Genomic DNA, 12474 nt, shown 5'->3' with positions numbered 1-12474 from the left:
AGGGAAACCAAATGTACAAATCAGTCGTCGTAGGAACAGGACCATCCGGTCTAACAGCAGCCATTTATCTAGCACGTGCTAACCTTAGCCCACTTGTTATTGAGGGTCCGGAGCCAGGCGGGCAATTGACCACTACCACCGAGGTAGAGAACTTCCCAGGTTTCCCTGAAGGCATCATGGGTCCTGAATTAATGGAGAACATGCGCAAACAAGCGGAACGCTTTGGCGCTGAATTCAAAACAGGCTGGGTCAATTCCGTTGAGCTAACTAATCGTCCTTTCAAATTGCAAGTTGAAGGTCTGGGCGAGATTGAAACAGAAACATTGATCATTTCCACCGGCGCTTCCGCTAAATTGCTCGGGATCGGCAATGAGAAAGAAAATATCGGACGCGGCGTAAGTACTTGCGCAACGTGTGACGGCTTCTTTTTCCGCGGCAAAAAGATTATCGTCGTTGGTGGCGGAGACTCCGCTATGGAAGAGGCGAACTTCTTGACTCGCTTTGCTTCCGAGGTACGCCTGGTTCATCGTCGCGATGAGCTTCGCGCTTCCAAAATCATGCAAGATCGCGCACGCGGTAACGAGAAAGTGAAATGGGCGCTGAACAATACACCGCTTGAAGTTGTATCCGGCGAGAAAGGTGTTACAGGTCTGAAAGTGAAAAATAATACCACTGGAGAAGAAGAAATTATCGAAACAGATGGTATTTTTGTAGCGATCGGTCATACACCGAATACGAAGTTCCTAGGCGGACAAATTGATACCGACGAGCTTGGCTACATCATTGTGAAGCCAGGCACGACGGAAACGAATATTCCTGGCGTTTTCGCTTGCGGCGACGTACAAGATACTAAATATCGCCAAGCGATCACAGCAGCGGGAAGTGGCTGTGCAGCAGCCCTTGAAGCTGAGAAATTCCTTGAAGGCCATATCGTACACGATTGGAGTCAATCGCTGTAAGAGGGTACAGAAAACGTGGAAGGCTATGCTTTCCACGTTTTCTCATTTCTTTGGGGAATAGTTGAATCTTGACCTGTATACAGGGTTGTCTTATAGTTTAAACAGGAGCATATGCCCGAAAATTTTAATGATTATTCATGAGGTGACCTTGCAAATGTCAAATCAGATTTATATCGGTGTAGATTTAGGCGGTACCAACATTAAAGTCGGTATCTGCGACGAGCAGGGGAAGCTGCTGCAAACGTTAGAAGGGCCTACAGGCGCAGAGAATGGCGCTGAGTCCGTCATTGGTCGAATTGCGGCGCAAGTGCGACAAATTGTCGAAGAATCCCCTTATGAGTGGGAGCAAGTTGCGGGTATCGGCGCGGGGTTAGCCGGATTCATGGATATTCCGGAAGGATTCGTCAAATTCTCTCCAAATTTGAATTGGCATAATGTCCCTGCCAAGAAAATGTTGGAAACGCTTCTGGGCAAAACCGTGAAAATCGATAACGATGCCAATGTGGCAGCGTTAGGCGAAGCATGGGCTGGAGCAGGCGCGGGGATCCCGAATGTAGTTTGCTATACGCTGGGAACCGGTGTTGGCGGCGGTATTATTATTAACGGTAAAATCTATCAAGGTTCCGCGGGTATGGCCGGCGAACTTGGACACATGTCGGTTGTGCCGGATATCGAAGCGATTCAATGCGGATGCGGACAAATGGGTTGTTTGGAGACGGTATCCTCTGCAACAGGTATCGTTCGTATGGCCAAAGAAGCGGTTGAACGCGGTGAGCGTACTTCTCTTGCGCTTCATGAGAAAATTGAAGCGAAGCATGTATTCGACGCTGCGAAAAGCGGAGACGAAGTGTCTCTTCGCATCGTGAACCGCGCTGCTTACTATCTTGGACGCTCCATGGCGGCATTGGCTGTCGTTGTTAACCCGAAACGTTTCATCATCGGCGGTGGTGTATCCAAAGCAGGCGAAATTCTGTTCCAACCGATCCGCGACACATTCAAGAAATACACACCGGAAGCAGCAGCTGAAGGCGTTGAGATTGTTGCCGCCACACTTGGTAATGACGCTGGTGTCGTAGGCGCAGCCGGTTTGAACTTGCGTTAGAATGCTAGACTGACAAGTACAGTTCGCATGGCTGATGGCAGGGACTTCGGCCTGCGAAAGCACTCCAAAGGAAGGTGTCATTCATGGAAGAGAACCACCCTTTAGCGAAACTGGTCATTATTACAGGAATGTCGGGTGCTGGAAAGACAATTGCGGTGCAGAGTCTCGAAGATCTTGGGTTTTTCTGCGTCGATAATTTACCACCTGTCCTTATTCCTAAATTCGCCGAGTTGATCGTACAGTCGATGGGGAAAATCGGCAAAGTCGCACTGGTGATTGATTTGCGGGGGCGTGAATTTTTCACTGCACTTCAGGAGTCGCTTCGATATATCCATGAGAATTACACGCTAAGTTATGAAATTCTTTTCTTAGATGCTACCGATGCGACACTTGTTCAACGCTACAAAGAGAGCCGACGCAGGCATCCGCTTGCGCCCGAAGGTGCTCCACTCGAAGGCATAGGGCTTGAACGCAAGCTGCTGGAGGAGCTCAAAGGTCTTGCAACACAGGTTATTGACACCAGTACTTTGAAACCGGTACAGCTCAAAGAAAGAATTATTTCCCGGTTTACCAATTTGGAAACCAACCGCATATCTATAAATGTAATCTCTTTCGGATTTAAGTATGGTGTACCCATTGATGCTGATTTAATCTTCGATGTTCGCTTCTTGCCGAATCCCCATTATGTGGAACAGCTTCGCCCGCAGACAGGTCAAGACCCCGATGTGTACGATTACGTGATGAAATGGACCGAGACGCAAGAGTTCCTAACGAAATTGCTTGATATGCTGAACTTCTTGATGCCTCAATACAAGAAGGAAGGCAAAAGCCAGGTCGTTGTAGGGATTGGCTGTACAGGAGGGAAACATCGTTCCGTAGCCATTACCGAATACCTGGGCAAGGTTCTGGGGAACAGTGAAACGGAAGCTGTGCGGTTGAGTCATCGAGATGCCGAGCGGGACCGGGTATAAGCGTCCTAACGATTAAGAGGGTGAATGAAGGATGAAATATGAAAAATCACAGCGCACTCCCAGAATAGTCGTAATCGGCGGCGGCACAGGTCTTTCAGTAATGCTTAGAGGTTTGAAGGAAAAACCAGTTGATATTACTGCAATCGTTACGGTAGCGGACGACGGAGGAAGCTCCGGCATTCTCCGCAATGAGATGCAGATGCCCCCACCGGGGGATATTCGCAACGTATTGACCTCACTTGCTGATGTCGAGCCGCTGCTGTCATTAATGCTGCAGTATCGATTTCAGGTGGGAACAGGTTTAGCTGGGCACAGTCTGGGAAATCTAATATTAGCGGCGCTCACTGACATTACCGGTGATTTCGTAACGGCCGTGCAAGAGATGAACCGAGTATTTGCTGTTCGAGGGCGGGTTATTCCGGCTTCCAATCAAGCGATCGTGTTGAAAGCGATAATGGAAGATGGTACTTTAGTCATAGGGGAATCCAAAATTCCCAAAGCAGAAGGACGCATTAAGCAAGTGTTCATAGAACCCGCGAACGTGACACCGCTTGCGGACGCAATTCTTGCTATACGCGATGCTGATGCGATTCTTTGCGGCCCAGGTAGTTTATACACCAGTTTGCTGCCGAATCTGCTTGTTCCCGGTATTGCTGAGGAGATCGCCAAATCGAAAGCAGTGAAAATGTTCATTTGCAATGTCATGACGCAGCCCGGGGAAACCGATGACTACTCAGTCAGCGATCACCTTGATGCGGTTTATGATCATCTCAAGCGGCATCTGTTTGATTATGTGATCGTAAACAATGGCGAAATTCCACCGCAAGTTCAGGCGAGATATGCCGAAAAAGGTTCAAAAGCGGTTCACTTGGATTTGGATGAAGTCACGAAAAGAGGGTATCGGGTCATTGCTGACCGGCTCGTGCTATTCCGCACGTACCTTCGACATGACGCTGAGAAATTGAGTGACCATATTTATCAGCTTGTCGAAAGCTGGATGTCAAGGAAGAAGTGAGTCTCATGTCCTTTGCGGCAACAACCAAAAAAGAATTGACCTTAATAACCGAAGCGGAAGCGTGTTGTGAAAAAGCGGAGTTATCTGCTTTAATTCGCATGAATGGATCGGTTCAGTTAACGAACCAACGCGTTGTTCTCGATATCTCTACCGAAAACGCTGCTATCGCCAGACGTATATACTCCCTCATCAAAAAGACGTACAAACTGCACACGGAACTGCTCGTGCGTAAGAAAATGCGTTTGAAGAAGAATAATGTATATATTGTTAGAGTACCTGGTCAAGTGCAAGAGCTGCTCAGTGATCTGAAAATCGTTTCTGAAGGATTTATCTTTACGACAGGAATCAACAAAGAGATTATTAAGGGCAACTGCTGCAAACGCGCTTATCTGCGCGGAGCTTTCATGGCCGGCGGCTCGGTGAATAATCCCGAAGGATCTTCCTATCATCTTGAAATTGCCTCGATCTATGAGGAGCATTGCAAGGCACTGGCGCATCTCGCCAACAAATTCGACTTGAATGCCCGCTTTATCGAGCGTAAGAAAGGGTTCGTCCTGTACATCAAGGAAGGCGAGAAGATCATTGAATTTCTCAGTATCATTGGGGCTCATCAAGCGCTGCTGCGCTTCGAGGATGTCCGGATCATGAAGGATATGCGGAATTCGGTGAATCGGATTGTCAATTGTGAAACAGCGAATCTGAACAAGACGATCGGAGCGGCGGTGAGGCAGATCGAGAACATTCGGCTTTTACAAAGAGAGGTTGGACTTGACAGTTTGCCAGAGAAATTGAGAGAGGTTGCCGAAATCAGACTTCAGCATCCCGATCTGAATCTCAAGGAAGTTGGCGATATGCTCAAGGGCAATGTCAGTAAATCCGGCGTTAATCATCGCCTGCGAAAAATTGACGAATTGGCTGAAAAACAGCGGAATTCTTAGCTTTTACGGGACTGAACACGATGTAAATAAGTTTTTCTCATTTTTTCTAGTGTACTTGAGGGAAAAATGGTATAATGTTATAACATAAGGAATAGCACTGTTATCAGTAGTAATTCATATAAGCGCCACACTAGGGGGAATTAGTTCCATGTCCAGACGTCCAGTCGTTGTGAAGTTGAGAACAGGACTTCATGCCAGACCTGCGGCATTGTTTGTTCAAGAGGCGAATAAGTTTTCATCTGAGATCTTCGTTGAGAAAGATGAGAAGAAAGTGAATGCCAAGAGCATCATGGGAATTATGAGTCTCGCGATCAGCACAGGGACCGAAGTCTTCATAAGTGCAGAAGGTTCGGATGCAGAGCAGGCTGTAAACGCTTTAGTCACGTTAGTTAGCAAGGAAGAATTGGAAAACCAATAATCCTTCAAAAGCTTCCTTTCGAGGAGGCTTTTTTGCAATTGACCGCTGCTTCGGCAGTTACGGTAAATAAGTGTCAATCTTGTTAACATTTAAATAGACTAGCAACCTTTTTCTCTTGGCGGCGTCTAATGAACGTGGTCAATGAAGGAAAGGGCTATTTGCTTTGCCCTCTATCTCGCATACCTCGCATACTAAGGCAAAAGGAGTTAGAGAGAGAATGAAATGGAATGCTTTAAGGAAAGAAATTACTGTTATGCTCGCTTTACTAGTGTTTCTGGCTAGTGCGATTTCAGCACCAGCAGCGCATGCCGTATCGGCGAGTTCGTCCTTTATTTTACTTTATATCGATAAGTCAGAAGCTTTCGTAAATGAGGACCAGATTCATTTGGAGTCGCCATCTACGATTATCAACGGCAGCACATTCGTTCCTGCCAAGTTCTTGGGCGATACCATGGGCTTCAAGGTAGAGTGGAATAACGATTCCCGGACGATTCAAATGACACCTCCAGGCTACAACATCGTGCTGGATGCTGACCATAAGACAGTTACGACCAATGGCGTGGATACGCCTTTTAACTCGGTTGCTGCGATTGTGAACGGGAAGCTTCTGGTTAAGCTGACATGGCTTGCGGATTACATGGGCGCGAAGTACACGTACAACAGTGAATTGCGTCGCGTAGAGATTGTCCACTTTAAGACGCCTGAGGGCATCTACATTGATCAAGACAGCAATTCCCGACCTGTAGCCAAGTTTGCAACTGCGAAGCCTACTTACCGCCTTGGAGAGCCTGTGAAGTATGTGGACTTGAGCTACGATCCAGATGCGGAAGGCATTGCTTCCTATGATTGGGTTGGCAAAGAGGAAGCGTTCTTTAAACCAGGCAAATATCCGGTCACTTTGACCGTGAAGGATCGCCATGGACACGAAAGTAAATTATTCAAAAGTTATGTAACGGTTGAGGACGTACCTTATTTGAACCAAGTAGAGTACCCGATTTATACAGCTCCTGTGGGCAGTTTCATCAAATCGGACTGGGGTACCATCTGGTCCCATTTCAACGAGTTGCCGATGCTTCCAAAGAAAGTAACAGAACTGACTGACCGCACATTGCTGGTAAGCGATAGTCCTGAAGAGTTTACGGAAAAAGGCATTCTGTATCAGGACAAAATCAATGGGAAAGCGCGCTTGTATGCTGACCATATCAACGGAACGAAACAAATCATGACGATGGCGATCTTCGCCACGAATAATACGGATAAACCGGTAACGATCAAGACGACGAATAAAGGTGAGGTTTACCCTTCCGTTTATGCTAATTTGATCGGCAGCGAAGCTTCTGTAGACTTCCTGTTGAACAATGTGTACACAGATACAATGACGGTTGCTCCTCATGAGACCTATGTGTATGCGAAGCTTCCAGATTTTTATCCAGGGCAAGGCGTGAATTTGTTCTATGATGTCGAGACAGACGGCGAGTTGCAAATGTCTTTCGCGGTAACGGATCAAAGGTTAACGTCGAATACTGTGAAGGAACTTCCTTTGTTGGCTTTCAATGGTCATGTGAGGGGGACTTTCCCGGTATCTGAAATCAAGTGGGATATTGATGCGGCGAGTTTTGCCAAAACATCGGTGCTGACGATAGGCGATAATAAGACCGACCCGTTCGTCAAAGGTTATGATGTAATGCGCAAGGAGAACGTAGAGAACGGCGGAAACTATGGTGTCGTTTATAAAATCCATTCGGATAAGCCGCGCAAAATGGCCGTTATGATTATGGCCAGAGGCGGCGTGTTCAAAGGTCCGTTCAAAATTAACGGCGAGATCATTCCGGTGCCGAATTCCGGTGTCATTACCGCGTTTGACGGCATGGAAGTGCTGGCTCGCACGACGGGCAAGGAAGACGCGCTGGATATTGAGTTCACGCCTCCGGCGGGCTCAGCGTTCCCGATTGACCTTATTTTCTACCCATTGGATGAGAAAAAGTAAGTATTGTTAAGAGCCTTAGAGATCTTATCGCTTCGCTTGGAAAATCGGAAGATTTTCGGGTGGATAGGAGCCTCTGAGGCTCTTTTTTTGCTTGATGCGGCTTGCAGCAAGTACAGAAGTCAAACGCGCGGCAGGGATTTCGATGTGTAACGGACACACGAGCCGTTTATTCTTTGCTTTTTGACTACAACCGGACAGTTAACGGACTGAGGTGACGTTATTTAGTCGATTTTATCCGTTGCTAGGGCTGTTTATGGTAATAAGCTGCTGTGGGGTCCGTTAAGTCGAATTTGGAGCCTAAAAGAGAGAAATAGAGGCCTGTCATGTCCGTTAAAGAGGAGGAGGTCAGTGAAGTGGAGTAGAAACGGTGGGAAGGAAGAAGGACGAAGGGAAATGAGAGTTCAGTGATCAGGAGTTAGGGATATGGAACGAGGAGTTGGAAGTCGAGAGGAAGGAGTAAGAGGTGAGGAGCAAAGACCAATAAAAAAACCAGCCGCAAAGCCGCTCAATAGAGCAGTTATGCAAGCTGGTTATTTTTATTAGACGCGCTCGATTACTTTATCGATGAGTCCGTATTCGGCTGCTTCTGCAGCACTCATGAAATTGTCGCGGTCTGTGTCTTTTTCGATGCGTTCGAACGTTTGTCCTGTGCGCTCTGCAAGGATTTTGTTCAGGTTATCTCTCATTTTCAAAATACGCTTCGCGCGAATTTCGATATCGGAGGCTTGACCTTCAGCGCCGCCAAGCGGTTGGTGAATCATGACTTCGCTGTTCGGAAGCGCGTAACGCTTGCCTTTGGCACCAGCGGTTAGCAGGAAGGCGCCCATCGAAGCAGCCATACCAACGCAGATCGTGGAGACATCCGGCTTGATGAACTGCATCGTGTCGTAGATCGCCATACCGGCTGTGATGGAACCGCCAGGGCTGTTAATGTATAGCGAGATATCTTTATCAGGATCTTGTGCGGCCAAGAAAAGTAACTGAGCAATGATAGAGTTTGCCACAACATCGTTGACACCCGTGCCTAAGAAAATAATGCGGTCTTTCAGCAAGCGAGAGTAGATGTCATATCCTCTTTCACCGCGTGCGTCCTGTTCGACGACCATAGGGATAAAACTCATGAGAATGACCTCCTTGGGGTGGGTAGATGGTTTAAAAGATTGGTGCCTGGGGCCAATGTCATGCTATGAGTTATGAAATTGATCTCCCGAGTACATACTATTTACAGTATCTACAAGTATGATAACGAAAAAACCTTCGAAGGTCAAGGAAGGTCAAACTAACAACAAAAAAAATCAGTCGAACGACTGATTTCTCTGATATTTCTCTCATTTCCATGTCATTTACGCGCCCGAAAGGAATCGAACCTTTATCTCAGGCTTCGGAGGCCTACGTCATATCCATTGGACCACGGGCGCATGTTTCAAAAAAGCGAAGCAAGGGTTATTATATGTCACCTCCGCGCAAAAAGCAATACCGTAAGCCCTTACAGCACATTTTGTTGAAATTGTTTGAACAATTGTTGAATGTTAAAGCGTTATTGGTTATAATAAACGTGTAAGGCCATTTTTTTTCACCCGGGTGGGACGCAAAATGTATACCCGGGACATAAAACGTCCATCACTGGATCAGGAGCGTCGAACGTCGTTATATGAGAGAAATTCTAGACATTCAGAAAAAGCTCTTGCCGGATCTCATGGACATCATGAAGAAGCGATACTCGATTCTGCATCATATCTTAGTCTCTGGTGTTGTCGGACGTAGAACGTTAGCTTCTTCGCTCGATATGACGGAGCGGGTGCTCCGCGGAGAGGTAGACTTCCTTAAGGAGCATGGGCTTTTGGAATCGGACGCCTCTGGGATGAAGATCAGTGAGTCCGGCCGTCAACTGCTCGAAGATATGCTGCCAATCATTAAGATCGCTTTTGGATTGACGGATTTGGAAGAAAGCATCGCGAAAGCGTACGGTCTCTCGCAAGTCATTGTGGTTCCTGGCGATACGGACACTTCGGTCTTCACGAAGAAGGAGCTTGGACGCGCCGGCGCAGCGGCACTGCGCAAATATGTGGCCAAGGGCGACATTATTGCAGTAACCGGCGGCTCAACAATGGCGCAGATTGCGAATAACCTGACGATTTCCTCTTCCATGAAAGGCAATTGGTTCGTACCGGCTCGCGGTGGACTCGGCGAAAGCGTGGATATGCAGGCGAATACGATCGCCTCTATTATGGCCAAGAAGACAGGCGGGAAATACAGACTGCTTCATGTGCCGGATCATTTAGGCGAGGAAGCGTATCAGACGCTTATCCAAGATCCGCAGATTCAGGAAGTTGTTGACGCTGTTCGCAGTTGTCGCATCGTAGTTCACGGTATCGGAGATGCTATGGTCATGGCTCGAAGGCGCAAGGTGGATGCCGAAACGACTCGCAGCTTGCAGGACGATGGCGCTCTGGCAGAGGCATTCGGGTACTATTTTGACCGCCAAGGAAATGTCGTGCACAAGATGCCTACAGTCGGGCTTCGTCTGGAGGATCTGCAGCGGACAGAGGTCGTGATTGGCGTAGCAGGCGGCAAAAGCAAGGGTGAAGCGATCGCCTCCGTTCTAAGGCACGGGCAAGAAGATGTGCTGGTAACGGATGAAGCGGCGGCACTTGAAATTATGAAACATGTGTAAGTGGACATCATAACGTGGGCTTGTACCAGCTGCGTTTTGAAATAAATAAATCTTTTTTAATCTTAGGAGGAATTCGCTATGGTAAAAGTAGGTATTAACGGTTTCGGACGTATTGGTCGTAACGTGTTTCGCGCAGCTTTGAACAGCTCAGAAGTACAAATCGTTGCAGTAAATGATTTGACTGACGTTAAAACACTGGCTCACTTGCTTAAATATGACACAACTCACGGTAAACTAGACGCAACAGTTGAAGCTGGCGAAGGCGAATTGATCGTTAACGGTCGTTCCATCAAAGTTTTTGCTGAGCGTGACCCTGGGAACCTGCCATGGGCATCTGTAGGCGCAGAAATCGTTGTTGAATCCACTGGTATCTTCACAGCGAAAGAAAAAGCATCCCTTCACTTGAAAGGTGGAGCTAAGAAAGTTATCATTTCCGCTCCTGCTTCCGACGAAGATATCACAATCGTACTTGGCGTAAACGAAGACAAATACGATCCAGCAGCTCACACAATCATCTCCAACGCATCTTGTACAACAAATTGCTTGGCTCCTTTCGCGAAAGTTATCAACGATAGCTTCGGAATCGTAAAAGGTATGATGACAACTGTTCACTCTTACACAAATGACCAATCCGTGCTTGACGTTCCTCATAAAGACCTTCGTCGTGCTCGTGCAGCAGCTGAGAACATCATTCCTTCCAGCACTGGTGCAGCAAAAGCAATCGGTCTGGTTCTTCCAGAACTTAAAGGCAAATTGAACGGTATGGCTATGCGTGTTCCTACACCTAACGTATCAGTAACTGATTTGGTTGTTGAACTTAAAGTTAACGTAACAGTTGACGAAGTAAACGCAGCTCTGAAACAAGCTTCCGAAGGCCCTCTTAAAGGCATTCTGAACTACACAGAAGAGCCGCTTGTATCCAGCGACTTCAATGGTGACCCAGCATCTTCCACAGTTGATGCATTGTCCACAATGGTAGTTGGCGACAACATGCTGAAAGTAGTTTCCTGGTACGACAACGAGTGGGGCTACTCCAACCGTGTAGTTGACTTGGCTGCTTTCATCGCTAAAAAAGGTCTGTAATTTCATACAACACACACTAACAACCACATGAAGAGGAGAAGCGATTCTCCTCTTTATGTGCGATTGTTGCCTATATAAGTTGATCGGAAACAGGAAGTACGGAAGTAAACCATACACGTTCAGGAGGCTTTAACTTATGAGTAAGAAAAGTGTTCGCGATGTTGAAGTAGCTGGTAAAAGAGTATTCGTTCGCGTTGATTTCAACGTACCTGTAGAGAATGGTCAAATCACGGATGATACACGAATCAGAGAAACGCTCCCTACGATTAAATACTTGGTAGAGCAAGGCGCTAAAGTCATTCTTGCTGCGCATTTTGGTCGTCCGAACGGACAAGTGGTTGAAGAGCTTCGTTTAACACCGGTAGCTGTAAAATTGGCTGAGCTGCTTGGTCAAAACGTGATCAAAGCGGATCAATCCGTTGGTGAAATCGTGAAAGCACAAGTGGATGCGCTTGAAAATGGCGACGTTCTCTTGCTTGAAAACGTTCGTTTCAACGAAGGCGAAGAGAAAAATGATCCTGAATTGGCAAAAGCTTTCGCTGATCTGGCTGATCTGTTCGTAAATGATGCATTCGGTGCAGCTCACCGTGCACATGCTTCAACTTCAGGCATCGCTGCTTACATACCGGCTGTTTCCGGTCTTTTGATGGAGAAAGAGCTTGATGTTCTTGGCAAAGCGCTGAACAACCCTGAGCGTCCTTTCACAGCGATCGTCGGCGGTTCCAAAGTAAAAGACAAAATCGCTGTCATCGAAAACCTCCTGAACATTGCAGACAACGTCTTGATTGGCGGCGGTCTGTCCTATACATTCCTGAAAGCACAAGGCTACGAAATCGGTAAATCGCTTCTGGACAATTCGAAGCTTGATTTGGCGCTTAGCTTTATTGAGAAAGCCAAAGAAAAAGGGGTTAACTTCCTGCTTCCTGTAGATATCGTTGTTACTGATAAATTCAGCGCTGATGCGAACACGCAAATCGTTGATATTGACAGCATTCCTGCAGATTGGGAAGGCATTGACATCGGACCTAAAACACGTGCACTTTATGCAGACGTTATCGCGAAGTCCAAACTGGTTGTTTGGAACGGACCGATGGGCGTATTTGAAATCGAGCCGTTCTCGCATGGTACACGTGCGGTTGCTGAGGCTTGTGCAAAAACAGAAGGCTACACAGTAATTGGCGGTGGCGATTCTGCTGCAGCAACGGAAAAATTCCACTTGGCTGAGCAAATGAACCACATGTCCACAGGCGGCGGAGCTTCCTTGGAGTTCATGGAAGGTAAAGCATTGCCGGGCGTTGTAGCTTTGAACGATAAATAATTCATTATC

Annotated in this window: 11 protein-coding genes and 1 tRNA gene; 10 read left to right on the top strand and 2 right to left on the bottom strand. The window is 47.1% G+C overall.

Annotated features, from left to right (window positions below; all coding sequences use genetic code 11):
- Nucleotides 1-11: 11 nt before the first annotated feature.
- From trxB to RQP52_RS29165, 7 genes are all read left to right on the top strand, one after another.
- Nucleotides 12-959, top strand: coding sequence for a thioredoxin-disulfide reductase (gene trxB / locus RQP52_RS29195; protein WP_157323739.1), 948 nt, complete (start codon nucleotides 12-14; stop codon nucleotides 957-959).
- A gap of 154 nt (nucleotides 960-1113) precedes the next feature.
- On the top strand, nucleotides 1114-2061 hold the full coding sequence (locus RQP52_RS29190) for an ROK family glucokinase (RefSeq protein WP_157323796.1): 948 nt from the start codon (nucleotides 1114-1116) through the stop codon (nucleotides 2059-2061).
- An 83-nt stretch (nucleotides 2062-2144) separates the two neighbouring features.
- The gene (rapZ, locus tag RQP52_RS29185) at nucleotides 2145-3032 is read left to right on the top strand and encodes an RNase adapter RapZ (RefSeq protein WP_127458363.1); all 888 of its coding nucleotides are present in this window, start codon (nucleotides 2145-2147) and stop codon (nucleotides 3030-3032) included.
- A 31-nt stretch (nucleotides 3033-3063) separates the two neighbouring features.
- Nucleotides 3064-4047 carry a gluconeogenesis factor YvcK family protein gene (locus tag RQP52_RS29180; RefSeq protein ID WP_127458362.1) on the top strand — a complete coding sequence of 328 codons (984 nt, stop codon included), beginning with the start codon at nucleotides 3064-3066 and terminating at the stop codon, nucleotides 4045-4047.
- A 5-nt stretch (nucleotides 4048-4052) separates the two neighbouring features.
- Nucleotides 4053-4985: a DNA-binding protein WhiA gene (whiA, locus tag RQP52_RS29175; protein WP_127458361.1), complete on the top strand. Its 933-nt coding sequence runs from the start codon at nucleotides 4053-4055 to the stop codon at nucleotides 4983-4985.
- Nucleotides 4986-5133: 148 nt separating this feature from the next.
- The gene (locus RQP52_RS29170) at nucleotides 5134-5403 is read left to right on the top strand and encodes an HPr family phosphocarrier protein (protein WP_028555561.1); all 270 of its coding nucleotides are present in this window, start codon (nucleotides 5134-5136) and stop codon (nucleotides 5401-5403) included.
- Nucleotides 5404-5620: 217 nt separating this feature from the next.
- Nucleotides 5621-7390 (top strand): stalk domain-containing protein, encoded by a 1770-nt coding sequence (locus RQP52_RS29165; protein WP_315955099.1) that lies wholly within the window; start codon nucleotides 5621-5623, stop codon nucleotides 7388-7390.
- Nucleotides 7391-7929: 539 nt separating this feature from the next.
- Here RQP52_RS29165 and clpP read toward each other — a convergent pair.
- On the bottom strand, nucleotides 7930-8511 hold the full coding sequence (gene clpP / locus RQP52_RS29160; RefSeq protein ID WP_127457107.1) for an ATP-dependent Clp endopeptidase proteolytic subunit ClpP: 582 nt from the start codon (nucleotides 8509-8511) through the stop codon (nucleotides 7930-7932).
- 225 nt (nucleotides 8512-8736) lie between these two features.
- Nucleotides 8737-8808: transfer RNA gene (locus tag RQP52_RS29155), tRNA-Arg, on the bottom strand.
- Between the two features lie 233 nt (nucleotides 8809-9041).
- Here RQP52_RS29155 and RQP52_RS29150 point away from each other — a divergent pair.
- The 3 genes from RQP52_RS29150 to RQP52_RS29140 all read left to right on the top strand — a co-directional run bounded on the left by RQP52_RS29150 (nucleotide 9042) and on the right by RQP52_RS29140 (nucleotide 12465).
- The gene (locus RQP52_RS29150) at nucleotides 9042-10064 is read left to right on the top strand and encodes a sugar-binding transcriptional regulator (protein WP_315955098.1); all 1023 of its coding nucleotides are present in this window, start codon (nucleotides 9042-9044) and stop codon (nucleotides 10062-10064) included.
- A gap of 78 nt (nucleotides 10065-10142) precedes the next feature.
- On the top strand, nucleotides 10143-11147 hold the full coding sequence (gap, locus tag RQP52_RS29145) for a type I glyceraldehyde-3-phosphate dehydrogenase (RefSeq protein ID WP_127457105.1): 1005 nt from the start codon (nucleotides 10143-10145) through the stop codon (nucleotides 11145-11147).
- A 136-nt stretch (nucleotides 11148-11283) separates the two neighbouring features.
- The gene (locus tag RQP52_RS29140) at nucleotides 11284-12465 is read left to right on the top strand and encodes a phosphoglycerate kinase (protein ID WP_315955097.1); all 1182 of its coding nucleotides are present in this window, start codon (nucleotides 11284-11286) and stop codon (nucleotides 12463-12465) included.
- The last annotated feature ends 9 nt before the right edge of the window (nucleotides 12466-12474 follow it).

Origin of the sequence: Paenibacillus violae (assembly GCF_032461945.1) — a bacterium.
GTDB lineage: Bacteria > Bacillota > Bacilli > Paenibacillales > NBRC-103111 > Paenibacillus_E > Paenibacillus_E violae.
This window is presented reverse-complemented; position numbering and strand designations above follow the sequence as displayed.